26 protein-coding genes are annotated in these 23,529 nt (G+C 64.9%); 17 read left to right on the forward strand and 9 right to left on the reverse strand.

What is annotated here, in order from left to right:
- The first annotated feature begins 173 nt into the window (after positions 1-173).
- Positions 174-710 (forward strand): SH3 domain-containing protein, encoded by a 537-nt coding sequence (locus tag C4S73_RS01085; protein ID WP_244595389.1) that lies wholly within the window; start codon positions 174-176, stop codon positions 708-710.
- A 126-nt stretch (positions 711-836) separates the two neighbouring features.
- Here the strand turns inward: C4S73_RS01085 and irr are convergent, their stop codons facing one another.
- Positions 837-1,301, reverse strand: a complete 465-nt coding sequence (gene irr / locus C4S73_RS01090) for a Fur family transcriptional regulator Irr (protein WP_103870626.1) — start codon at positions 1,299-1,301, stop codon at positions 837-839.
- Between the two features lie 250 nt (positions 1,302-1,551).
- Here irr and fabA point away from each other — a divergent pair, with 250 nt between their 5' ends.
- From fabA to C4S73_RS01115, 5 genes are all read left to right on the forward strand, one after another.
- Complete coding sequence (gene fabA / locus C4S73_RS01095) at positions 1,552-2,064, forward strand: 3-hydroxyacyl-[acyl-carrier-protein] dehydratase FabA (RefSeq protein ID WP_103870627.1); 513 nt, start codon at positions 1,552-1,554, stop codon at positions 2,062-2,064.
- Positions 2,065-2,186: 122 nt separating this feature from the next.
- The gene (fabB, locus tag C4S73_RS01100; RefSeq protein WP_103870628.1) at positions 2,187-3,413 is read left to right on the forward strand and encodes a beta-ketoacyl-ACP synthase I; all 1,227 of its coding nucleotides are present in this window, start codon (positions 2,187-2,189) and stop codon (positions 3,411-3,413) included.
- Between the two features lie 8 nt (positions 3,414-3,421).
- Complete coding sequence (locus tag C4S73_RS01105; protein WP_103870629.1) at positions 3,422-3,694, forward strand: DUF3303 domain-containing protein; 273 nt, start codon at positions 3,422-3,424, stop codon at positions 3,692-3,694.
- Positions 3,695-3,795: 101 nt separating this feature from the next.
- Entirely contained in the window at positions 3,796-4,629 is an 834-nt protein-coding gene (gene fabI / locus C4S73_RS01110) for an enoyl-ACP reductase FabI (RefSeq protein WP_103870630.1), read from the forward strand.
- A 51-nt stretch (positions 4,630-4,680) separates the two neighbouring features.
- The gene (locus C4S73_RS01115) at positions 4,681-4,926 is read left to right on the forward strand and encodes a DUF2188 domain-containing protein (RefSeq protein ID WP_103871215.1); all 246 of its coding nucleotides are present in this window, start codon (positions 4,681-4,683) and stop codon (positions 4,924-4,926) included.
- Positions 4,927-4,947: 21 nt separating this feature from the next.
- Here the strand turns inward: C4S73_RS01115 and C4S73_RS01120 are convergent, their stop codons facing one another.
- Entirely contained in the window at positions 4,948-5,313 is a 366-nt protein-coding gene (locus C4S73_RS01120) for a hypothetical protein (RefSeq protein WP_103870631.1), read from the reverse strand.
- A gap of 205 nt (positions 5,314-5,518) precedes the next feature.
- Here C4S73_RS01120 and C4S73_RS01125 point away from each other — a divergent pair, with 205 nt between their 5' ends.
- Positions 5,519-6,604, forward strand: coding sequence for an aromatic ring-hydroxylating oxygenase subunit alpha (locus C4S73_RS01125; RefSeq protein ID WP_103870632.1), 1,086 nt, complete (start codon positions 5,519-5,521; stop codon positions 6,602-6,604).
- A 183-nt stretch (positions 6,605-6,787) separates the two neighbouring features.
- On the opposite strand, the gene C4S73_RS01130 is transcribed toward C4S73_RS01125, so the two are convergent.
- The gene (locus C4S73_RS01130) at positions 6,788-8,020 is read right to left on the reverse strand and encodes an argininosuccinate synthase (RefSeq protein WP_103870633.1); all 1,233 of its coding nucleotides are present in this window, start codon (positions 8,018-8,020) and stop codon (positions 6,788-6,790) included.
- A 253-nt stretch (positions 8,021-8,273) separates the two neighbouring features.
- Here C4S73_RS01130 and C4S73_RS01135 point away from each other — a divergent pair, with 253 nt between their 5' ends.
- Positions 8,274-8,882, forward strand: coding sequence for a 2-hydroxychromene-2-carboxylate isomerase (locus C4S73_RS01135; protein ID WP_103870634.1), 609 nt, complete (start codon positions 8,274-8,276; stop codon positions 8,880-8,882).
- A gap of 20 nt (positions 8,883-8,902) precedes the next feature.
- On the opposite strand, the gene C4S73_RS01140 is transcribed toward C4S73_RS01135, so the two are convergent.
- A complete protein-coding gene (locus C4S73_RS01140) occupies positions 8,903-9,982 on the reverse strand; it encodes a M48 family metallopeptidase (protein ID WP_244595390.1) in 1,080 nt (359 codons plus the stop codon).
- 34 nt (positions 9,983-10,016) lie between these two features.
- The gene (locus C4S73_RS01145) at positions 10,017-10,571 is read right to left on the reverse strand and encodes a LemA family protein (RefSeq protein ID WP_103870635.1); all 555 of its coding nucleotides are present in this window, start codon (positions 10,569-10,571) and stop codon (positions 10,017-10,019) included.
- A gap of 400 nt (positions 10,572-10,971) precedes the next feature.
- Between C4S73_RS01145 and rpsA the strand changes: the two genes are divergently transcribed.
- The 6 genes from rpsA to lhpI all read left to right on the forward strand — a co-directional run bounded on the left by rpsA (position 10,972) and on the right by lhpI (position 17,034).
- Positions 10,972-12,678 carry a 30S ribosomal protein S1 gene (gene rpsA, locus C4S73_RS01150; protein WP_103870636.1) on the forward strand — a complete coding sequence of 569 codons (1,707 nt, stop codon included), beginning with the start codon at positions 10,972-10,974 and terminating at the stop codon, positions 12,676-12,678.
- A 223-nt stretch (positions 12,679-12,901) separates the two neighbouring features.
- Positions 12,902-14,191, forward strand: coding sequence for an Hsp70 family protein (locus tag C4S73_RS01160; protein ID WP_103871217.1), 1,290 nt, complete (start codon positions 12,902-12,904; stop codon positions 14,189-14,191).
- 75 nt (positions 14,192-14,266) lie between these two features.
- Positions 14,267-15,235 (forward strand): signal peptide peptidase SppA, encoded by a 969-nt coding sequence (gene sppA, locus C4S73_RS01165; protein ID WP_103870637.1) that lies wholly within the window; start codon positions 14,267-14,269, stop codon positions 15,233-15,235.
- 28 nt (positions 15,236-15,263) lie between these two features.
- On the forward strand, positions 15,264-15,560 hold the full coding sequence (gene ihfB, locus C4S73_RS01170) for an integration host factor subunit beta (RefSeq protein ID WP_103870638.1): 297 nt from the start codon (positions 15,264-15,266) through the stop codon (positions 15,558-15,560).
- A gap of 185 nt (positions 15,561-15,745) precedes the next feature.
- Positions 15,746-16,084 (forward strand): LapA family protein, encoded by a 339-nt coding sequence (locus C4S73_RS01175; protein WP_103871218.1) that lies wholly within the window; start codon positions 15,746-15,748, stop codon positions 16,082-16,084.
- Positions 16,084-17,034: a bifunctional Delta(1)-pyrroline-2-carboxylate/Delta(1)-piperideine-2-carboxylate reductase gene (gene lhpI / locus C4S73_RS01180; RefSeq protein ID WP_103870639.1), complete on the forward strand. Its 951-nt coding sequence runs from the start codon at positions 16,084-16,086 to the stop codon at positions 17,032-17,034. Before C4S73_RS01175 ends, lhpI begins: the two co-directional genes overlap by 1 nt.
- Before the next feature lie 121 nt (positions 17,035-17,155).
- Here lhpI and C4S73_RS01185 read toward each other — a convergent pair whose 3' ends face one another.
- Entirely contained in the window at positions 17,156-17,329 is a 174-nt protein-coding gene (locus C4S73_RS01185) for a DUF3309 family protein (RefSeq protein WP_103870640.1), read from the reverse strand.
- Positions 17,330-17,621: 292 nt separating this feature from the next.
- Positions 17,622-18,620 carry a Bug family tripartite tricarboxylate transporter substrate binding protein gene (locus tag C4S73_RS01190; RefSeq protein WP_160115637.1) on the reverse strand — a complete coding sequence of 333 codons (999 nt, stop codon included), beginning with the start codon at positions 18,618-18,620 and terminating at the stop codon, positions 17,622-17,624.
- Between the two features lie 140 nt (positions 18,621-18,760).
- Here C4S73_RS01190 and mepA point away from each other — a divergent pair, with 140 nt between their 5' ends.
- A complete protein-coding gene (gene mepA, locus C4S73_RS01195; RefSeq protein WP_103870642.1) occupies positions 18,761-19,708 on the forward strand; it encodes a penicillin-insensitive murein endopeptidase in 948 nt (315 codons plus the stop codon).
- 9 nt (positions 19,709-19,717) lie between these two features.
- On the opposite strand, the gene C4S73_RS01200 is transcribed toward mepA, so the two are convergent.
- Positions 19,718-20,884: an extensin-like domain-containing protein gene (locus C4S73_RS01200; RefSeq protein ID WP_103870643.1), complete on the reverse strand. Its 1,167-nt coding sequence runs from the start codon at positions 20,882-20,884 to the stop codon at positions 19,718-19,720.
- 98 nt (positions 20,885-20,982) lie between these two features.
- Positions 20,983-21,384 (reverse strand): DUF2306 domain-containing protein, encoded by a 402-nt coding sequence (locus C4S73_RS01205; protein ID WP_103870644.1) that lies wholly within the window; start codon positions 21,382-21,384, stop codon positions 20,983-20,985.
- A 323-nt stretch (positions 21,385-21,707) separates the two neighbouring features.
- Here C4S73_RS01205 and C4S73_RS01210 point away from each other — a divergent pair, with 323 nt between their 5' ends.
- Together C4S73_RS01210 and C4S73_RS01215 are read left to right on the forward strand one after the other, a co-directional pair.
- Complete coding sequence (locus C4S73_RS01210; RefSeq protein ID WP_103870645.1) at positions 21,708-21,935, forward strand: DUF2798 domain-containing protein; 228 nt, start codon at positions 21,708-21,710, stop codon at positions 21,933-21,935.
- A gap of 1 nt (position 21,936) precedes the next feature.
- Positions 21,937-23,181, forward strand: coding sequence for an amidase (locus C4S73_RS01215; protein ID WP_103870646.1), 1,245 nt, complete (start codon positions 21,937-21,939; stop codon positions 23,179-23,181).
- The last annotated feature ends 348 nt before the right edge of the window (positions 23,182-23,529 follow it).

Raw genomic sequence — 23,529 nt, forward strand, 5'->3', positions numbered from 1 at the left:
CCTCAACCCGCCGTTAACCGCAGCGCATCAGGAATGAGGGGCAGCGTAATCGCTCGACTTCGCCAGTTGTCTAAGTGGCGGCGCGGCGGATGACAACCTGACCCTTCGCCGGGGGCAGGAGCGTTGCCGGGGGCAGGGATGTTGCGCTGCTTGTATCGTAGGAGATTGGACGGATGGTGGCCTTGTTGATGCGACGCGTCGTTTTCGCGCTGGCGCTTGTCGCTGCTGCCGGGACCGTCTCCGCCGCGCAGGCTCAGGACGTGCAGGCCGGTCCGGTTTCGGGGCTCCCTGTTCCACGCTATGTCAGCCTGAAATCGGATCGCGTGAACCTGCGCGAAGGCCCGTCCAAGGAACATCGGACCCGCTGGGTCTATCAGCGTGCCGGACTTCCCGTCGAGATCGTCGCGGAATTCGAGACCTGGCGCCGCGTCCGCGATGCCGACGGCTCCGAGGGCTGGGTCCTGCACAGCCTGCTGTCGGGGCGGCGCACCGCCCTCGTCGCGCCCTGGTCCAAGGTCAAGGACGAGAGCTTCACGCTGCATAAGACGGCCGATGAGGGCTCTGCCGTCGTGGCGCGGTTGCAGCCGAGCGTGATCGCCAATGTCACGTCCTGCGCCAATTCATGGTGCCGCGTCAGCATCGGCACGACGGAAGGCTATCTCCGCCAGGACCGGCTCTGGGGCGTCTACCCCAACGAAAAGATCGACTGAGGTTGAACGCGTCCCCTATCGTCATTGCGAGCGCAGCGTAGCAAGCCAGGGGACGTCGAGCGCTGCCGCTCTGGATTGCTGCGCCTTACCGGTAGATATCAAAGGCCGCTGGTACTAGTCGTCGCCTCAATCGGCGATCTTGCGCAGCCGCACGACCACGTCGACCCGGGCGATCTCGTAGCCCGCAGGCGGTTCCGGCAGGGCGGCGACGTCGACGGCCGAAGCCGGGATGTCGATCACGGTATTCTCGCCATCGACGACGAAATGATGATGTTCGCTGTTGTCGGTGTCGAAGAAGGTCTTGGCGCCGTCGATCGCGAGTTCGCGCAGCAACCCGGCCTGGGTGAACTGGTGCAGCGTGTTGTAGACGGTCGCAAGCGAGACCGGCACGCGTTCCTTCATCGCCTCTTCATAGAGCATCTCGGCGCTGATGTGGCGCTGGCCCTTGGCGAAGAGCACCCAGCCGAGCGAAACGCGCTGTCGTGTCGGGCGCAGGCCGACGCGGCGCAAGCGCTGGCGGATGTCGTGAAACGGGCAGCCCTGCCTTACGGTCGATCCATAGCCCTGGTCCTGGGAGATCAGATCGGTCATGCCTTGGGTTGGCCTCTTTGGCGTGTGGCGCAGCTTGGGGGTGCGGCGCGGCTTGGCGCATGTTGCGTGTTCATACACGAAATGTAGGGCTTGGGCAGGACGGTCGCAAGCGCATGAGGGTCTACGCTGACCTATCCTCTTGACGATCCGGTTCTCGCCGGCCCTTCCGTTAACGCGCGGCGGCGTGTTAGGCACGGCTGACAGATCGACCGTCGGCTCCCCGGCGGATGGAATATGGAGCGGAACGGGAATGCAGCGGCAATCGTCATTCAGCTACGAGGAGATCCTCGCCTGTGGCCGCGGGGAGCTGTTCGGGCCAGGCAATGCGCAACTGCCGTTGCCGCCAATGCTGATGTTCGATCGCATCAGCGAGATCTCCGAGGATGGCGGCCCCAACGGCAAGGGCTTCGTGCGCGCCGAGATGGATGTGCGGCCCGACCTCTGGTTCTTCGATTGCCATTTCAAGGGCGATCCGGTGATGCCGGGCTGCCTCGGGCTCGATGCGCTCTGGCAGCTCACCGGCTTCTTCCTGGGTTGGCTCGGCCTGCCCGGACGTGGGCGCGCCCTTGGCGTCGGTGAGGTGAAGTTCGCCGACCAGGTGCTGCCATCGGTCAAGCACGTCGTCTACGGCGTCGAGTTCAAGCGTGTCTTCAAATCGAAGCTCGTGCTGGGCATCGCCGATGGCTGGCTGGAGGCTGACGGTAAGCGAATTTACACGGTCAGCGACATGCGCGTCGGCCTGTTCAAGCCCGAAAGCGCCTGAGGAAAAGCGCGCATCGATCTTGCGCGCGCCATCTGCGCAGTCCATTTGCGCGGTTGAAGATATAAGAGCGCGCGCCGGGAGCCTGACTTCGGCCGCGCGCGATTTAAGGCGGAGAAGCGAGCATGAGACGCGTTGTAGTCACCGGGATGGGCATCGTCTCGTCGATCGGCAACAACACGCAGGAGGTGCTGTCCTCTCTGCATGAGGCCAAATCCGGCATCGCCTTCATGCCGGAATTCGCCGAGCATGGCTTCCGCAGCCGCGTCGCCGGCGCGCCGACACTGGACCCAGCGACCGTCCTGGACCGACGCGCGATGCGTTTCCATGGCGGCGGCTCGGCCTGGAATCAGGTCGCGATGGAACAGGCCATCGCCGATTCCGGCCTCGAGACCTCCGAAGTCAGCCACGAGCGCACCGGCATCATCATGGGCTCCGGCGGCCCGTCCACCCGCGCCCTGATCGACGCCTATGACAAGGCTCGCGAGAGCGGCTCGTCCAAGAAGGTCGGCCCCTTCGCCGTGCCCAAGGGCATGTCCTCGACCGCTTCGGCCACGCTCGCGACCTGGTTCAAGATCAAGGGCGTGAATTATTCCATCTCGTCGGCCTGCGCGACCTCGAACCACTGCATCGGCAATGCCTATGAGACGATCCAGTGGGGCAAGCAGGATGTGATCTTCGCGGGCGGCTGCGAGGAGCTCGACTGGACCCTGTCGGTTCTGTTCGATGCGATGGGCGCGATGTCGACCGACTTCAACGAGACCCCGTCGCGCGCCTCGCGCGCCTATGACGTCAACCGCGACGGCTTCGTCATCGCCGGCGGCGCCGGCGTCGTCGTGCTAGAGGAACTGGAGCACGCCAAGGCGCGCGGCGCCAAGATCTATGGCGAGATCGTCGGCTACGGCGCGACCTCGGATGGCTACGACATGGTCGCGCCTTCGGGCGAGGGCGCGGTGCGCTGCATGAAGATGGCGCTGCAGGGCGTCAACGCCAAGGTCGACTACATCAACCCGCATGGCACCTCGACGCCGGTCGGCGACGCCAAGGAGATCGAGGCGATCCGCGAGGTCTTCGGGGCCGGCGAGAAGGCGCCACCGATCTCGGCGACCAAGTCGCTGACCGGCCATTCGCTGGGCGCCACCGGCGTGCAGGAGGCGATCTACTCGCTGCTGATGCTCAACAACGACTTCATCTGCGAGAGCGCCCATATCGACGAGCTCGATCCCGCCTTCGCCGACATGCCGATCGTGCGCAAGCGCATCGACAATGCCGGTCTCGGCTGCGTGCTCTCGAACTCCTTCGGCTTCGGCGGCACCAACGCGACCATCGTGATGAAGAAGCTGGAGGCTTAAGCCGCGTCATGCTGTTCATGGTGATCGAGCATTTCGATCAGGCGCGGGTGAAGGACATCTATCGCCGCTTCCATGAGCGCGGTCGCATGACGCCCGAAGGCCTGACCTATGTCGACAGCTGGATATCGGCCGATCTCGGCCGCTGTTTCCAGGTGATGGAATGCGACGACGTCAGCCTGCTGCAGGAGTGGGTGCTGGAATGGGGCGATCTCGCCCGCTTCGAGATCGTGCCGCTGGCCTCATCCAAGGCGACGGCCGCGGCGGTGAAGAAGCATCTTTAGCTGCCGCTCGGTCGCTCCGGACACTCATGTGATTGATCAACACGCCTTGACTGACACCGCCGTTTGACAAGTCTTCGACGCTGACCTTTCGGGATATCCCTATGCTCCCCCTCATGCACAACAAGCGCGGCCTCGTCATGGGCGTCGCCAACCAGAACTCGATCGCCTGGGGCATCGCGCGCACGCTGCATGCCCATGGCGCCGAGATGGCCTTCACCTATCAGGGCGATGCCCTGGGCAAGCGCGTGAAGCCTCTGGCGGAGAGCATCGGCTCCAAGCTCGTCCTCCCCTGCGATGTCGAGGATATCGGCACGGTCGACGCGACCTTCGCTGCGATCGACGAGGCCTGGGGCGGCGATCCCGAGCGTAATACGCTCGACTTCGTCGTCCATGCCATCGGCTTCTCCGACAAGAACGAGTTGAAGGGGCTGTATGCCGACACCAGCCGCGAGAACTTTTCGCGCACGATGGTGATCTCCTGCTTTTCCTTCACGGAAACTGCCAAGCGCACCGCTCAGCGCATGCCCAAGGGCGGCAGCATGATCACGCTGACCTATGGCGGCTCCACCCGCGTAATGCCGAACTACAATGTCATGGGCGTCGCCAAGGCGGCGCTGGAAGCCAGCATGCGCTATCTCGCCGCCGATTACGGCCCGCGCGGCATCCGCGTCAACGCGCTCTCGCCCGGTCCCGTGCGTACGCTTGCAGGCGCGGGCATCTCGGATGCGCGCGCGATGTATTCCTGGCAGCGCGCCAACTCGCCCTTGCGCAAGTCGGTTTCGCTTGATGAGATCGGCGGCTCGGCGTTGTATTATCTGTCAGATCTGTCGGGTGGCGTGACCGGCGATATCCACCACGTCGATGCCGGCTACAACATCACCTCGATGCCGGCGCTCGAAGGCCTGCGTGCGGCCGACACAGGCAACGGCGAGTAAGGAACTCGCAGGCGCCGCGCGCAGTTCTGTTTGCAGAAGCAGGAGAACGCGATGGTCATGGTTAAATACGAAGTCGTCGAGCATGACGGCGGCTGGGCCTACAAGGTCGGCGACGCCCTGTCGGAAACCTTCCCGTCGCATGATGCCGCGCTGAAGGCGGCGACCAAGGCCGCGGCGCGACAGACCCTGAACGGGACCACGGACGGTATCGTCTATCAGGACAAGGACGGCCGCTGGCACGAGGAACTGGCCGATGGCCGCGACCGGCCGGCGACCAGGGTCGTCGACCGCTCCTGAGCGAACTCCTGCGCTGCTGCGTTACCTGGCGGTGAAGAATGTCAGCAGAACCTTGCCCTTCTCGCCGATGAGGCAGAGGAAGCGGCGCGGCTTGTCCGAGCGGTCGGTGCGCAGATAGGCCTCGCCCATGATGATGCGCGTGATCGGCGTGTCCTCGACCTTTGTCTCGGACGTCGCGATCGTGGCACCGTCCTCATCGATATAAATGTCCTTGATCTCCGGGTCCTTGGCCGAGATCGTGTGAAGCGCCGCTGCCTTGCAGGACGCGATCTCGGGCGATGCCGGCTTTTCGGAGGGCACTCCCGAGGTCGGACCGGCGGTCTGGGCGAAGGCTGGGCCGGCCAGAAGCGCGGCGATCAGCAGGGCAGGGGCGATGAGACGCGTCATGGGGGCACTCGGGTTAAGGGTGCAGGCTCAACGCGCGTTGCCCGTAAAGGTTGCCGCGGGTGCCATTTCGAGCGCGCTGCGACGCGAAGCTGGCCCGGTGCCATCCCGTTTCGACATCCGCCGGCAATGCACCGGCAATCCGCAGCCGCGACCTTGAACCCGAGCCGCCAGCCTTCGGCGCGGCATAGGATACCCAAGGTCCCGAATGACTGTTTCAGTGATCCCGCCAATCGATACGGCCGCGCAGGTGGTGCCGGCGGCCAGCGAGTTTCGCGAGCCGCCACGCGAAGCCTGGTATTGCGCCAAGAGCAAGGGACGGCTCGCCCCCGGCGCCCGCGAGAGCGTGACGATCCTTGGCGAACAACTCGTGATTGGTCGCAAGCGCAGTAGTGAAGTCTTCGCCCTACGCGATCGCTGCCCGCATCGGGGCGCGCCGCTGTCACAAGGAGAGTTCGACGGCGTCGCTCTCACATGTCCCTTCCATGGCTGGCGCTTCGGCGTGGACGGCCAGTGCCTGGCCATGCCGACGCTGGTTCATGATGATGCGACGGATCCCGCCCAGGTCAGGGTCCAGGGCTTTCCCGTGCGGGAGGCGGACGGCATCATCTGGGTCTATCTGGGCTCGCAGCCGGCCGAAGCCCCGCCGGTTCCCGAACTGATGCTGCAGTCGGCGCCTCGCTGCCGCGTCGCCGTCTCCGTGCTGGTCGAGGCTTCCTACGATCTATGCGTGCTCAGCCTGATCGATCCTGGCCATGTCGGCTATGTCCATAATTCCTGGTGGTGGCGGCCAACCGCGACGGCGCGGGAGAAAACCAAGGATTTCGTCCCCCTTCCATTCGGTTTCCGGATGACGGCCCATACGGCGGCGGCGAATTCCCGAGGCTATCGGTTGCTTGGCCGGCCGCAGACCCAGGTGGATTTCCTGCTGCCGGGCCAGCGCATAGAGCGCATCACCGTGGGCAAGCGCACCATCGTCAACGCGACCTTCGCGACACCGATCGATGCGAAGCGGACCCTGCTGACGAACGTGCTGCTCTCCGACCTGCCGCAACTGGCGCCGCTCGCCCTGCCGATCCGCTGGGCGGCCAGCGCCTTTCTGCGTCAGGACCAGGATATCCTGGAGCTCGCGCAGCAGGGCCTCGAGCGCAAGCCGACGATGCTGCTGATGGGCCAGGCCGACCGGCTGGCGCAATGGTATTTTCGCCTGAAGCGTGACTATGCCACGGCCCGGCGGACGGGCACGGCTTTCCACAACACGCTGGCGCCGGAGCGTTTGCGCTGGCGTACATGAGGCTGCAGAGCAGGGCAGTCAGGGCCCGGGAAGCTCGGCCGGAGCGCTGACGCTATCCCGATCATCGGTAGCGCGTTCTGATCGATTTCAACCAGCCTCAGCTGCGCGACCAAGCCGTTCCTCGTCCGGTCCCCTTCGCGTGCTGCAGCAGCCAATGCTGGAGCACGCGAAGGGCAATCCCGATCAGAGGCCGAGCTTCTTCTTGCGCTGGCCGAGCGTCCGCAGCCGCAGCGCGTTCAGCTTGATGAAGCCGGCGGCATCGCGGTGGTCGTAGGCGACGGCACCTTCCTCGAACGTGACGAGATCCTGGTCGTAGAGCGAATAGGGGCTCGACCGGCCGACCACATGGACGCCGCCCTTGTAGAGCTTCAGGCGGACCTGCCCGGCAACATATTCCTGGCTCTTGTCGATCAGGGCCTGCAGCATCTCGCGCTCGGGCGAGAACCAGAAGCCGTTATAGATCAGCTCCGCATATTGCGGCATGAGCTGGTCCTTGAGATGGGCCGCGCCGCGGTCGAGCGTGATCGATTCGATCGCACGATGCGCCGCATGCAGGATCGTGCCGCCGGGCGTCTCATACATGCCGCGCGACTTCATGCCCACAAAACGGTTCTCGACCAGATCGAGACGGCCGATGCCGTTGTCGCGGCCGAGATCGTTGAGCTTGGCCAGGAGGCTGGCGGGCGAGAGCGCGACGCCGTCGATGCCGGTCGCATCGCCCTTCTCGAACTCGACGGTGATGTAGGTCGGCTTGTCCGGGGCGTCCTCGGGCGAGATCGTGCGCGAATAGACATAGTCCGGCACCTCCTGCGCCGGATCCTCCAGCACTTTTCCCTCCGAGGAGGCGTGCAGCAGGTTGGCGTCGACCGAGAACGGCGCCTCGCCGCGCTTGTCCTTGGCGATCGGGATCTGGTGCTGTTCGGCAAAGGCGATCAGCTGCTCGCGCGAGCGCATGTCCCATTCGCGCCAGGGCGCGATCACGATGACGTCGGGCTTCAGCGCATAGGCCGTGAGTTCGAAGCGGACCTGATCGTTGCCCTTGCCGGTCGCGCCATGGGAGACGGCGTCTGCACCGACCCGCTCGGCGATCTCGATCAGCTTTTGGGCGATCAACGGCCGCGCGATGGACGTTCCCAGCAGATAGACGCCCTCATAGGCGGCATTGGCGCGGAACATCGGGAAGACGTAGTCGCGCACGAATTCCTCGCGCAGATCCTCGATGAAGATGTTCTCGGGCTTGATGCCGAGCAGCAGCGCCTTGTCGCGCGCCGGTCCGAGTTCCTCGCCCTGGCCGAGATCGGCGGTGAAGGTCACGACCTCGCACTGATAGGTGGTCTGCAGCCACTTCAGGATGATCGAGGTGTCGAGGCCCCCGGAATAGGCGAGCACGACCTTCTTCACGCTTGTATCGGCCATTTGGATCATCTTCCTGCTGATGGGGCAGTCCAGCCTTGCGGGCCGCTTTTTGAACGCAATGGCGCACTATCGCAGGCATCGGAGCGACGCAATCGGAACCTTCTGATCGATCCCGCGTCTTCCCGTGATGGATCGGTGTTGATGACCCCGGTCACGTTCGAGCGAGCACGCGTCCCGCCCTTGCGGTCGGGCGTCCGGAAGCCGAAGCTTCGGATGCGCGACTCAACCCCTGACGACTGACTTCGGAGGCTGAATGCCGAATCGTCCTGTGCTGGACTTCTGGTACGAGTTCGCATCGCCCTATTCCTTCCTGAGCGCGCTGAGGATCGAGGCTTTGGCTGAGTCCGCCGACGTGACGCTGCGCTGGCGACCGTTCCTGCTCGGGCCCATTTTCGCCGCCCAGGGCTGGACCACATCGCCCTTCAATCTCTATCCCAACAAGGGCCGCTATATGTGGCGCGACACGGCGCGCCGCGCCGGCCGCAATGGGTTGAGCATCGTGAAGCCCGAAACGTTTCCGCAGAATTCGCTGATCGCCGCAAGGTTAGCTCTGGCCGGCCGCGAGGCGGGCTGGATGCCGGCCTTTTCGAAAGCACTGTTCCGGGCCGAATTCTGCGAGGGCCGCAACATCGCCGAAGAGGCCGTCCTGAACGCTGCACTGAAAGGGGCAGGCGCCGATCCCGGCCAGGCCTTCCCGGCCTCGCGCAGCGAAGAGGTCAAGGGACGGCTCAGGGCGGAGATCGAATACGCCAAATCGCTCGGCATCTTTGGAGCACCAACCTTCGTCACGCAGGATGGCGAATTGTTCTGGGGCGACGACAGGCTCGAGGAAGCGCTCGACTGGGCCAGGGACGGCCGCTGAACCTCCTTTAGTTAGCGCGGTCACGGGCTGGCGCTGCCGCCTGTCGGACGGTCCCAGGGGCCTCGCGCCGCCGATTCCTCGACCATGGTCGGCAGGGCCTGCCGCTCGGCGAGCCTGGGTGGATGCGGCGGCATTGCAGGCATGCGCCCTCCCGCCGTTTCGACGAGGGCCTGCACGCGCTTCGTCACCGAGGGATGTGTCGAGAACAGATCGGCGAAATCGTCGGGATCGTTTTCGAAGCACATGTCCATGACGCCCGATGGCACGCCGTCGATATCGGCGCGGCCGGCGATCTTCAGCAGGGCCGAGATCATCGCATCGGGATTCTTGGTCAGCTCCACCGCCCCGGCATCGGCGAGATATTCGCGCGAGCGCGATAGCGACAGCCTGATCAAAATGGCGAGGAACCATGAGAGAGCGATGACGGCGAAGCCGATCAGGATCGCGATGCCGTTGCCTTTCTTGGAATCGTCGGAGGACGAAACGCGGATGCTGCTGCGCGCAAGGCCGCGAAACACCACCTCGCCGATCAGCGAGATCACGCCGGCGATGACGATCGCGATGATCATCAGCCGGACATCGCCATTGCGGATATGGGTCAGCTCATGGGCAAGCACAGCCTCGACCTCGGCGTCGTTCAACTGTGCGAGTAGGCCGCTCGTCACCGTGACCGTGAACTGCTTGTCGTTGACGCCGCTGGCAAAGGCGTTGAGGGCGTCGCTTTCGACGATGGAGAGCTTGGGCACGCTCAGCCCCCTGGAGATGCAGAGGTTCTCCAGCATCCGGTAGAGCTTCGGATTGTCCTCGCGCGCGATCCCCTTCGCTCCGGATACGGCACTGACGATCCCGACATTGATGCGAAAGCCGATGAACACCCAGGCCAGGGTGCCCAATGTGATGAAGGGGAACCATGACCAGAACGCCCGTCCGGCCTCGCCAAAGGCGCTGCGGCCGCGCGGAACGCCGCCATAGCCGTAGCCGATCAGGATCAGGCCCCAGGCGGTCAGATAGGCCAGCGCAAACAGGCCCGCGATCAGGAAACCCGACCTGATCCGGTTGTTGCGCATGTGGGTGTAGAGCCCGAAGGCCTGGCCCAGCATCGTTGCCGCCCTATTCGCCGAAAATCGCCGGCTGTCAGAACTTCACGCTCGGCGGCGCCTCGATCTGCGTGCGCACGGTCTCGCCGACATCGAAGAACTCGCGCTGGGCGAAACCCATCTGCGGCGCGAACAACACCGCCGGAAAGGCCTGGATCGCGGCGTTGAACTCGCTGACGGCGTTGTTGAAAAAGCGCCGTGCTGCCGCGAGCTTGTCCTCGACGTTGCCGAGATCGACCTGGAGCTGCTGGAAATTGGCGCTGGCCTTGAGGTCCGGATAGGCCTCGCCCAGCGCCAGCAGGCGGCCGACGGCGCCCGAAAGCTGCTGCTCGGCTGCCGCCTTGTCATGCACGCTGCTCGCGCCCTGGGCTGCGTTGCGCGCGGCGACCACGGCATCGAGCGTCGATTTTTCGTGAGTGGCGTAGCCCTTCACCGTCTCGACCAGGTTGGGAATGAGATCGTGGCGCTGCTTCAGCTGCACGTCGATATCGGCGAAGGCCTGGTTGACGCGCTGACGCATCGCCACGAGGCCGTTATAGGTCATGATCAGGTAGACGGCGAGGGCTGCGATCAGCCCCAGAACGATCCACATCGGCGTGCTCCCCAAGCGCGGACGAAATCCGAGGCGCAACCTTGCATGAAGGCCGACCCGGGGGAAGTCGCGGCAGGCCTGCGGGTTTCGTCGCGTTATTGCCGTGCTACCCTTGCCCTGAGGCTGCCTTTCCACTACATCCCCCCTGTCCGAAGGGCCGTGATCGATCACACCCGGGGGCGGCCTTTGCGGCTGGCTCCCGTTTCGTGTTGGAGGCGTATCGTTCGGATGCGGATTGAAACCGGCGGCCAAGCGCCGCTCGCTCTCCTCCCGGCGCCATGAGCGCGGAGAGAGCGGGCCAGCCTCGCAAGAGGCGCCGACGGACAAATCCGGTCTGTGGCACCAACCCAATCGGCGCTTGCCGGCTTCGCGGAATACGCAGCCGGCGTCAGGAGCAAGAATGTCAGCCGTAGAAAGCTACCACTCGGGCCGCGAGGATTTCGCAGCCCTTCTCGAGGAATCGTTCGGTCAGAACGAAGCCCTCGAAGGTTCCGTCATCAAGGGCATCGTCGTCGCCATCGAAAAAGACATGGCGATCATCGATGTCGGCTTGAAGACCGAAGGGCGCGTCGCGCTCAAGGAATTCAACGGCCCCGGCCGTGACCAGGACATCAAGGTCGGCGACGAGGTCGAGGTCTATCTGGACCGGATCGAAAACGCGCTCGGCGAAGCCGTCATCTCGCGCGACAAGGCTCGCCGCGAGGAGAGCTGGGTCAAGCTCGAGAAGGCCTTCGAGGCTCGCGAGAAGGTCTCTGGCGTCATCTTCAACACGGTCAAGGGTGGCTACACCGTCGACCTCGACGGCGCCGTGGCCTTCCTGCCGCGTTCGCAGGTCGACATCCGTCCGATCCGCGACGTCGGCCCGCTGATGGGCCAGCCGCAGCCCTTCGAGATCCTCAAGATGGATCGCCGCCGCGGCAACATCGTCGTGTCGCGTCGTACCGTTCTCGAAGAGACCCGCGCCGAGGCTCGTTCCGAGCTCGTGGCTTCGCTCGAAGAGGGCCAGGTCATCGACGGCGTCGTCAAGAACATCACCGAATACGGTGCGTTCGTTGACCTCGGCGGCATCGACGGCCTGCTCCATGTCACCGACATGGCCTGGCGTCGCGTCAACCATCCGTCCGAGGTTGTGACCATCGGCCAGACGGTCAAGGTCAAGATCATCAAGATCAACCAGGACACGCACCGCATCTCGCTCGGCATCAAGCAGCTGCTTGCTGACCCGTGGGATGGCATTGCGGCCCGTTACCCCGTCGGCGCGCGCCTCAAGGGTCGCGTCACCAACATCACGGACTACGGCGCGTTCGTCGAAGTGGAGCCGGGCATCGAAGGCCTCATCCACGTCTCCGAGATGTCCTGGACCAAGAAGAACGTCCACCCCGGCAAGATCGTCTCGACCTCTCAGGAAGTCGACGTCGCGATCCTCGAGGTCGATCAGGTCAAGCGCCGCATCTCGCTGGGTCTCAAGCAGACCCTGCGCAACCCCTGGGAGGTCTTCGCGGAGACCCATCCGAGCGGTGCGGTTGTCGAAGGCGAAGTCAAGAACAAGACCGAGTTCGGTCTGTTCCTGGGCCTCGAAGGCGACATTGACGGCATGATCCATCTCTCGGATCTCGACTGGAACCGTCCGGGCGAGCAGGTCATCGAGGAATACAAGAAGGGCGACATGCTGCAGGCTGTCGTTCTCGATGTGGACGTCGAGAAGGAGCGTATCTCGCTCGGCCTGAAGCAGCTCGGCGGCGATCCCTTCGTGGATGCCGGCGAGTTCAAGAAGGGCCAGGTCGTCACCTGTGAGGTGATCGAGGTCAAGGAAGCCGGTCTCGACGTCAAGATCGCCGGCACCGACATGACCACCTTCATCAAGCGCGCCGAGATCGCTCGCGATCGCGCCGAGCAGCGCCCAGAGCGCTTCGCGGCTGGCGAAAAGGTCGACGCTCGCGTCATCCTGTTCGACAAGAAGGCTCGCAAGATCCAGGTCTCGATCAAGGCTCTGGAAATGGCCGAAGAGAAGGAAGCGATCGCCCAGTTCGGTTCGTCCGATTCCGGCGCCTCGCTTGGCGACATCCTTGGCGCCGCCCTCAAGAAGGCGACCACCGAGAAGAAGTGATCGTTCGGCCGCCTCGGCGGCCGGCTCATCAGACCAGCCCGCGCGGAGCGATCCGCGCGGGCTTTTGTTTCGGCCGAGACCCTCAGCCCTCATCCTGAGGAGCCGCATAGCGGCGTCTCGAAGGATGTTCCAGAGCGCGCTGGAACATCCTTCGAGACGAAGCCTGCGGCTTCTCCTCAGGATGAGGGCTGCGGGGACGGGCACCAAAAAGAAAGCGACCACCATGACCACCGCGGCGATCGGCATCGATTTCGGCACCACCAACAGCGTGGTCGCCCTGGCACGCGCCGATGGCTCGGTGACGACGCGCAGCTTCGCGACGAAGCAGGGCGCGGTCGACGCTTACCGCTCGGCGCTGATGTTCTGGCGCGAAGGCCGTCCGCCCAAGACGCATGTCGCCCATGTCAGCGGTCCCGATGCGCTCGACATGGCGCTGGGCATGACGACCGAGCACCGCTTCCTGCAATCGCTGAAGACGCATCTCTCCAGCCGCGCCTTCCAGGAGACCCGGCTGTTCGGCAAGCTGTTCCAGCTGGAGGACCTGATCGGCGTCTTCCTGACCGATCTCGTGGCCGGTCTGGACGATGTCGCGCAGACGCCGCTCGTCTCTGGCCGCCCCGTCGTTTTCGCCGGCGAGCGGCCCGATGAGGAGCTTGCGCTGGGGCGGCTGCGAGCCTCCTACGGCAAGGCCGGGATGCCCGCCGTCGATTTCGCCTATGAGCCGCTGGGCGCGGCCTATTGGTACGCGCGCGAACTGAAGACGCCGCAGACGATGCTGGTCGCGGATTTCGGCGGCGGCACCAGCGATTTCTCGGTGATGCGTTTCGAGCCGGGCGGGGCCGGGCGGCTCGACGCCATCCCGCTGTCCCATGCCGGTGTCGGCGTCGCCGGCGACACTTTCGACTATCGCATCATCGAGCATGCCATCTCGCCGCGCCTCGGCAAGGGCACGCAGTATCGCTCCTTCGAGAAGCTGTTGCCGATTCCCGCGCATTATCATGCCGCCTTCGCGCAATGGCACCGTCTCTCGCTGATGAAGAGCCGCGAGACGATGGCCGAGCTGAAGGCGCTGATCCGCGATGCCGTCGAGCCCGCCAAGCTCGAGGATCTGCTGACCGTGATCGAATACGATCTCGGCTACGAACTCTATCGCGCCGTCTCCGCCGCCAAGATCGCGCTCTCGGGCGCTGACGAGACCGTCCTGCGCTTCGAGCAGACGGGTATCTCGATCGAGCGCACGATCCGCCGCAGCGATTTCGACAGCTGGATCGCAGAGGATGTCGGGGCGATCGAGACCGCGCTCGACCGGGCGCTGGCCGAGGCGAATGTCTCTGCCGGGTCGATCGAGGCGGTGTTCATGACCGGCGGCACCTCGCATGTGCCGGCCGTCCGCGCGCTGTTCGACCGCCGCTTCGGCGCGGGCCGTGTCCATATCGGCGATGCCTTCCGTTCGGTCGCCAGCGGACTTGCTTTGCTGGCTCTGGATCGGGCGCGCGCCTCCGTCGCGGCCTGAAGCCCTTCGCCCGCCTTGCCCGGTTGCCTCGGCGAGGCTACATCACGGTCCCGAAGCTGACAGGAGCGCCCCCCGATGTCGTCCGACGCCGATATGCTCGCCGACCGTCGTAACCTGCGCCGAAAGCTGACGCTCTGGCGGCTTCTCGCCGTGGTCGGCGTCGTTGCCGCGGCTGTGGTGGCGGGGATGGCCTGGACCGGCCGGACGCCCGGCTCGATCGCGCAGGCTCATATCGCCCGCGTTACGATCTCAGGCTTCATCTCCGGCGACCGGCGCACGCTCGAACTGATCAAATCGCTTGAGAACAGCAGCGCGGCCGCCGTGCTGGTCAAGATCGACAGCCCCGGCGGCACCGTCTCCGGCTCGGAGGCATTGTACGATGCGCTGCGCCTGCTTGCGGCCAAGAAGCCGATGGTCGCGGTGGTCGACGGGCTGGCGGCCTCCGGCGGCTACATCGCGGCGATGGGGTCCGACCGGATCGTCGCGCGCCAGACCTCGCTGGTGGGCTCGATCGGCGTGCTCTTCCAGATTCCCAATGTCGGACAGTTGCTTAACACCGTCGGCGTCAAGGTCGAGGAGGTCAAGTCGAGTCCGCTCAAGGCGGCTCCCAACGGCTTCGAACCGACTTCGCCCGAGGCACGTGCTGCGCTCCAGCGCGTCGTCGACGACAATTACGACTGGTTCAAGCGGCTGGTGCGCGAGCGCCGCAAGCTCGCCGAGCCGGACGTCGCGACGGTCTCCGATGGGCGTGTCCATACCGGGCGCCAGGGCCTCGCGCTCAAGCTCGTCGACGAGATCGGCGGCGAGCCGGAGGCAATCGCCTGGCTGGAACGCGAGAAGGGCGTTGCCAAGGATCTGCGGGTCCGCGACTGGCGTCGCCGCAGCGAATCCTCCTCCTATGGGCTGTGGAGTCTGAGCGAGGCGCTCGCGCGTGGCGCCGGCCTCGAAACGGTTGCGGCGATCATCGCCCGCGCCGCCGATCAACCGCTTGGTTTGCGGCTTGACGCGCCCTTGGCGCTCTGGCAGCCTGCGGTAGAAAAGTGATGTTGATACAAGCGGTTATATTGGAACAATGATTAAATCCGAACTCGTTCAACGCATCGCCGAGCGCAACGCCCACCTGTATCAGCGCGACATCGAAAACATCGTGACGGCGATCCTCGACGAGGTCGTCAAGGCGCTTTCGCGTGGCGACAGGGTCGAGCTTCGAGGGTTTGGTGCCTTCTCGCGCAAGGCACGTTCGGCACGCGTGGGTCGCAACCCCCGCACAGGCGACGCGGTCGAGGTCGAGGAGAAGTTCGTTCCCGTCTTCAAGACGGGCAAGGAACTGCGCCTGAGGCTGAACGGCAAGCCCAACGGCAAGGCTTGAGCGTCCGCATTCGCCGTAGAACTCCAGAGCGAGCCGGTTGCGGTCGAATATGTTCATGGCCGCATGAATTCCAGCGCCTTGCCTCGTTCCGGCCGGTATGACGTGGTGAGTTGCAGTGCGGCGGGCAACATGACGACGCCCACGTCCCGTTCATCGTTCGGTTCGAGAATTTCGAGGGAAACCCGATGAAATCGTTCTTCAAGGCACTGATTCTCGTGCCGATCGCTTTGCTGATCGTGCTGTTTTCGGTGGCGAACCGCGGCTCCGTGCGCGTCTCCTTCGATCCGATAAGCCGCGATGTTCCCGCGCTCGCTTACGATCTGCCGCTCTTTGCCGTGGTGCTGGCCGCGATTGCCGTCGGTGTGCTCGTCGGCGGTCTGGCTTCCTGGCTGGCGCAGGGCAAGCATCGCAAGGCCGCCCGGCGCGACCGCCGCGAGGTGGCGACGCTGCGCTCGGAGACGCAGATGCTGCGGTCCGCCGTGCCCGATTCCGCCCTGCCGGCGCTGACGAATGGACGTGTCTGATGCGGCTTTTCAGCCTTGACGAGATCGACGCCGCTCTCACATTTCCTGGCCTGATCGAGGCTCTCGACACAGCCTTCCGCAGCGATGTCGTGATGCCGCCTCGCGTACAGCATGGCATCGAGCGGCCCGATGAGAGCGCCGTGCTGCTGATCATGCCGGCCTGGAGCGCGCCGGGCGACGAGAACCCCTATATCGGCACCAAGGTGCTGTCGGTGTTCTTCGGCAACGGCAAACGCAACCTGCCCGGCGTTATGGGCGCGTATCTGCTGATGGATGGCAAGACCGGCCTGCCGCTCGCGGTGATGGACGGCAACAGGCTGACCCTGTGGCGGACGGCGGCGGCCTCGGCCCTGGCCGCGCGCTATCTGTCCAACCCCAATGCGAGCCGGCTCTTGATGGTCGGCGCCGGGGCTCTCGCCCCGTTCCTGGTGAAAGCACATCGCACGGTGCGTCCGCTGACCGACATCGCGATCTGGGCTCGGCGTCCCGAGGCCGCCGAGGCTGTCGTCGCCGAGCTGGCCAAGGACGATATCGAGGCGCGCGTCGTCACCGATCTCGAAGGCGAGGCGCGCACCGCCGATATCATCTCCTGCGCGACGAACGCTACTGAGCCGCTGATCCACGGCCGCTGGCTGAAGCGCGACGCCCATCTCGATCTCATCGGCGCCTTCACCATGCAGATGCGTGAGGCCGACGCCGAAGCCCTTGAGCGGGCTCGCGTCGTCGTCGATTCCAAAAAGGCGATTGATGAGGGCGGCGACGTTGCCGTCGCCATCGCGGAAGGCAGCTACAGCGCCGACAGGATTGCCGGAACGCTCGCCGATCTCTGCCATGGCCGGATCGCCGGCCATGCCGAGGGCGGCGAGATCACGCTGTTCAAATCCGTCGGCGTCTCGCTCGAGGATCTCACTGCGGCGATCGCGGTCTGGGAAAGCCGCGCGATCGCCTGATCGGCCAAGTCACCTGATCGGCCAAGTCATCGGACCGAATACCGTATCCGGCCCGATGATCTATCCTCTGCCTTCGCATCGGCATTTTTCGAAAACCGCATCCGCTTTTCGGGCCGATGCTCTAGACGCGGACAGGCGCGCCTCCGAGCGCGCCGAGCAGCCAAAGCACCAGCACGATCGTGAGCACAAGGCCCAGCACGCCGCCGAGGCCTGCCGTGCCATAGCTCCGGTGGCCATAATAACCGCCACCGCCGAGCAGGACGATCAGCAGGACAATGATCAGTATCGTGGACATGGCACGCTTCCTCCAAAGAAAACCGCCACGAGCGGCGGCGCATATGCTTGAAGAACGTTAGCCGCGACTTGGAAGTTCCACGCAGCGCCAGCGCCTGCTGAATTCACGCGGAAACACGCCGTCGTCCCGGGCTTGACCCGGGACCCATGCCGGAGCGCTTGCGATCAATGGTCAGGGATCCCGGCCCGCGCGGAGTTTATCCTTGGGCCGACCGGAGGTCGGACCCGAGGGCGCCGGCCCGGCTGACCCGCGTTTCCGCGAGAACGCAGCCTGTTCGGCGACGCGGGCCCGCTCACTCGATCTTCACCCCGACCTCCCGGATCAGGTCGCCCCATTTCTTCATTTCGGTTTGCAGGAAAGCGCCGAGTTCAGCTGGCGTATTTCCCACGGGCTCTGCCGCCAGCGCATCCATTTTGGCTCGCAGCGCCGGGTCGGCGATGCCGGCCTTGGTGTCCCCATAGATCTTGTCGATCACGGCCTGTGGCGTTTTGGCGGGTGCAAACAGCGCAAACCAGGACGACACGTCGAAGCCTGGCACGGTCTCGGCTATGGGCGCGAACTCTGCCGCGGTGGGCGAGCGCTTGGCTGTGGTGATGCCGAAGCCGCGGATCGAGCCGGCGCGGACATGGGGCAGCGCCTGGGTGATGTTGTCGAAGATCAGATCGATTCGGCCGCCGATCAGGTCCTGCGTGGCCTGTGCCGTGCCGCGATAGGGCACATGGACCATCTTGGTGCCGGTCAGCTTCTGGAACAGTTCGCCGGAGAGATGCACGGAGGTGCCGACCCCGGACGAGCCATAGGTCAGCTTGCCCGGATTGGCCTTCGCGTAGGCGATGAGTTCGGCCACGTTATTCGCCGGCACCTGCTTGCTGACGACCAGCAGGTTCGGCACGAGCGCAACCATGGTGATCGGGCTGAGGTCCTTGGCCGGATCGTAGTTCAGCTTGGGATAGAGATATTGGTTGGTCGCCATGCCGACCGAGACAATCAGGATGGTGTCGCCGTTTGGCTCCGCCTTGGCGACGACATCGGTGCCGATATTGCCGCCCGCGCCGGGACGGTTCTCGACCACGATATTGGTGCCCCATGTCTGCCCGAGCTTGTCGGCCACCAGCCGCCCGAGGACGTCGGTCGCACCGGCCGGCGGAAAGGGCACGATCAGCTTCAGCGTGCGACCCTGCGGCCATGTACCCTGCGCGACGCTGGTAACGGGTGCGGCCAGCGTGGCCCCAAGGCAGCTAGCCCCAAGACCACCGAGCATCACGCGGCGGTCGATCCTATTGTGCACCATTTTCGATCCCTCCCTCTGCAGATGAACGCGGGACTGTTTCGCCCGCCTGCTGCATGGAGTGGAGGCTGCAACCTGAGGGACGTCTTGTCCAGTCATCCCGGCGCTTGACCTTTACGGCCGATCGCGGCGATTCTCGCGCCATGCGCATCCTGAATCGCCGACTTGCCACCATCGCCCTGTTTCTGGTCGCGGCCTTCGCTCCGGCGCTGGCCCACGCTCAATCCACCGCCGAGGATGAAGCCAAGCGCCGCGCCGCCAATATCGCGGCCTTTCCAGATGCGGCGCGCGCGCTGTTTGGCCAGAAGACCGCCCCCGCCAGCATGCAGGCGCGTGCCATCGGCTCCTATGCGCGCGGCTGCCTTGCAGGCGGTGTCGCGCTGCCGATCGACGGTCCGAGCTGGCAGGTGATGCGCCTTGCCCGCAATCGTAACTGGGGCCACCCGGTGCTGATCGACTATCTCGAAAAGCTCGCTCGCGACGTGCCACGCATCAATGGCTGGCCCGGCCTGCTCGTCGGGGACATTTCACAGCCGCGCGGAGGCCCGATGGTGACCGGCCACGCCTCCCATCAGATTGGCCTGGACGCCGATCTCTGGCTGACGCCGATGCCGAAGGGCAGGCTCGACAGCGGCGACCGCGAGAACATGTCGGCCGTCAACATGGCGCGGGCCGATTGGCGCGACGTCGACCCGAAGAACTGGACGCCGGCGCATACCAGGCTGATCAAGGCCGCCGCGAGCGAGCCCCGTGTCGAGCGCATCTTCGTCAACCCGGCGCTGAAGGTCGCCCTTTGCCGGGAAGCCGGTGCTGACCGGGCCTGGCTCAACAAGGTCCGGCCGATCTGGGGTCACAACTATCATTTCCATATCCGCATGACCTGCCCGCCGGGCGTGGAAGGCTGCCAGCCGCAGGAGCCGCCGAATTTCGGCGATGGCTGCGGCGAGGAGCTATCAGGCTGGATCGAGCGTCAGCACACCGCGATTTTCAACCCGCCCAAGCCGCGCCCCGGCCCCAAACCGAAGCCCAAACCGCCGATGTCGCTGGATGCGCTGCCGGCCGAGTGCCGGCAGGTTCTGGTCTCGCGCTGAGACGTCTGATCAGTAGCGCGGCCGGCTGCCGGTTTGCCCGGAGCTATAGGCGAACGGATCGCGCTGCGGCGTGATGGCGGGCTGGGCCTGATCGTAGCCCTCCTGATCGAGCACGCCGGTGCCGTCCTCGTCACCCACGATCATCTCCTCGGTCGGTGGCACCGAGCCCGGCAGAGCCAGCGGTCCGCGCGCCTCGCTTGGCAAGGGTTGGGGCTGGTAGCGTGGCGGGTTCAGCGGGGTCCGCGAGGGCTCGTCGATATAGCGCCTCTGCGCATCGAGGCTCTGACCATTCAGGCTTTGGGCGCCCTGACCCTGGGCATGCCCATAATTGGCGACCGGATAGCCGCCCTGAACCGCGCCCGGCGGTCTCAAGCCGTCGCTCGGCTGGCGCATCAACCCGCCTGCCACCATGGCCGGATGCGAGCTGCTGTCGCGCGGCTGCGTCTGCGCCGAGGAGAACGGACGCGCCGGGTCAGGTGGCGGCAGGTTGTAGTTCGGGGTGTATTTGATCACCGGCTTGCAGATGTGCCGGCCCTTCGAGTGCCGCGCCAGATCGATGTGGAAATGGTCGTAATGCAACGGGTCCGCGCCAGGGCCGAGCACGGTCGAGAAGTGTTCGCAGGCGCCGACGAAGACCTCGCGCAGGAAGTTCTGCTCCTCGGGCGAGCCGCGCCAGCCGTCCTTCACGGTGACGTTGCGGCCATCGTTGAGGCGGAATGAGAACACGTCGACGGCATTGCCGAAGGCATGTTCCGAGGTCCGGCTGGTATTCGTGCCGTTGTTCATGGCCCGGCAGGAATAGGAGCCGGCGCGCATCTCGATGACCTGCGCGCCCAGGATGTTCTGCGCGGCGGGCTGCACGATTTCGGCGAGCCATTTGTCGGTGGTCGCGACCACGGGGCAGGAGAGGGTGGCATTGCTGGTCAGCCCGATGCCGCCATTGGCGAAAGCCGAGACCTTCAACGGCTTTTCCATGCCGCAGGTGCCCGGGCCGTCGATCGGCTTGTCACGCAGGCTGACATAGGCGGACAGCTGGACCTGACGGGAGGCCAAGCAGGCAGCCTCCGCCTGGTCGCGCCAGGCCGCGCGTTGGGGCTTCTGGAATTTGCCGCAGCCGGCGAGACCGGCGGCGCCGGCAAGGCCAAGAGCGATGAGGGCGAGATGAGCGCGTCGCATGACCGATCAAATGCGACCGGTTTGGTGAACGGTTTCTCAACCGACTGAGCCCCGAACGCCACAGCCGCATTAACTTTGGCTGGGCGGTTAACTGACCCTTAACGCGGCGTGGATGCCTGCCCCAAGGTGATCTGATGCATTAGACGACCGGGCATGAGCGTGAAGGCTCCGGCGATGACGAGGCCGAGGAGCAACGAGATCATCGCGCTTCTATGGGCCCTGATGTTGCCGCGCCGGCGCATCAGCACACCATAGGGTAATGCGACGACAGTCAGCGCCGTCAGCAGGTGGATGGCACTGAAATGACCATCGCGCATGATGAAGAGCGAGGTCAGCGCGGTGACGCCCATCGCTACGACAAAGGCCCAGCCGATGCGCCGGTGCAGCGCGGTGCCCTTTCTCAGCGCGATGGTGACCACTCCGGCCAGGAGGGCGATGAGCGCGGCCGCGACATGGAGTTGGATGGCGGCCGGAGCGGCGGCGATCGGTACGAGCGTCAATCCGGCATCCTCCCCAGGCTCTCAAATCGGGACATCGAATGTTAATGTTATTAACATCTGCATTCGATGTTCGGGACCTGTCAAGCGCATGGAGCGCAGCGGCTGTTCCTGAAAGCGGTTGGCCCGACATCTGCTTCATGCGAGACAAATCAATATCAATGGCCCTTGAGCGTGAGGGCCAAGGCCTTTTTGCGTCATTGCGAGCGAAGCGAAGCAATCCAGAAAGTCTCGCTCGACATTCCCCTGGATTGCTTCGCTTCGCTCGCAATGACGACAAATCAGCTTCAACACACGTTGGTATTACGGGGCGGCAGGACAACAGTATGACAGGCAAGGCGCGTTTCATCTTTCCGATCCTGATGTCCGGGATCATGGCCTTCCTGATGACGGCTCTGGTGACCTATCTCAATCTCGGCTTTCCCGCCGATTTCCTGTCGCGCTGGATGCAGGCCTTCGTCATCGCCTGGCCCTGCGCTGCCTGTTCGGCGTTCCTGGCGATCCCGCTGGCACGCCGCGGCACCGCCCACATCGTCAAGCTTGTCGGAGAATAGGATGCTGAGCGCACGCGAGACGGCCGGGCGAATTGCCGCCGGCGAGACCACTGCCGCGATAGAGCTGGCCCGCAGCGCAGCGCTGATCGACGAGCTGGAGCCGAAGATCCGCGCCTTTGCCAGCCGGCCGGGCGAACTCGCGGCGGGCACGGGCCCGCTGGCGGGGATTGCCTGCGGCGTGAAGGACATCATCGACACCGCCGATCTGCCGACGCGGATGGGCTCGCCGATTTATGAGAGGTGGCGGCCGCGCGCTGACGCATCGATCGTCATGGCGCTGAAGGCCGCGGGCGCGACGGTCGCCGGCAAGACGCACACAACGGCTTTCGCCTTCCTCGATCCCGCGCCGACGCGCAACCCCCACGATCTCACGGCAAGCCCCGGCGGCTCCTCGGCGGGGTCCGCGGCGGCAGTTGCGGCGGGCATGATCCCGCTCGCAGTGGGCACGCAGACCGGCGGTTCTGTCATCCGCCCCGCCGCCTATTGCGGTGCGGCCGCCATCAAGCCGTCCTACGCGCTGCTTCCCACGGTTGGCGTCAAGGCGTTCTCCTGGTCGCTCGATACGCTCGGCCTGATGGCGGCGAGCGCCGACGATCTTAGCTTCGCGCTAGCCGCCATCATCGGCCGGGCCGAGCTCGATGCATCCGCAGCAAATCTGAAGGGCCTGCGCATCGGCCTGCATCGCCAAGGCTTCGCCGGCGCGCCCGAACCGGCCTCGGAGCTGGCTTTGCAGCACTTCCGCAAGCTCGCCACCGAGGCCGACGCGACGCTGGTCGAGCTCGCGGACGAGGCTGCCCTGGCCGAGGCATTTCATGCTCACGGGCCGCTGCAGGACTATGAGGCGAAGCATGCGCTGGCATGGGAATATGCGGAGCATCGCGATCTCTTGCCGCCCAAGCTCAGGGCCTATCTCGATACGGCCAAAGCGGCGACAGCCGAGAGCTATGACGAAGCCAGGCGCGTCTCGCGGGAAGGGCGCAGGGCGGCGCATACGGCGTTTCGCGAAGTCGATGTCGTCGTCAGCTATGCCGCCCCCGGCGAGGCCCCCGATACGCTGGAATCGACCGGCGATTCACGCTTCAACCGTCTCTGGACCCTGCTCGGGGTGCCCTGCGTGACGGTGCCGTTGATCCGTGGCCCGCGGGGGCTGCCTGTGAGCATTCAGATCATCGCCGGATTCGGGCATGACGAAAGCGTCATTGCTGTGGCGAAGGGCTTGGAAAAGCTTGTTGCGCCCGTTGGCTAGCGCAGATTATCCACAAAACTATTCAATGAGTTAACCCCTGTTTAAGCATACTCTAGGCTGCGCCGTGGCCTCGCCACGCTGCTGCCCCCTTGCGGCCTTCGTCAGTTCTGCTAGCTTCGCGACAGGTCAATGACAAAGGAGGGTGTGATGAGCCTCACGCTACGTCTCGACCGATTGGTCATGGGTGCGGCATTCGTTTTCATGATGGCGATCGTGCTGGGAGCGTTCTGACGGACGTCAGTCTCAAGTCGCTAGGACCACAAGAACCTTAAAGTCGCGCCGCCGGGAATATTCCTGGCGGCGTTTTTCATTGGCCAAGTTCTTTCTTTTATTGGCCAGTTTTTTCTC

It is taken from the genome of Allobosea lathyri, from assembly GCF_900108245.1.
Taxonomy (GTDB): Bacteria; Pseudomonadota; Alphaproteobacteria; order Rhizobiales; family Beijerinckiaceae; genus Allobosea; species Allobosea lathyri.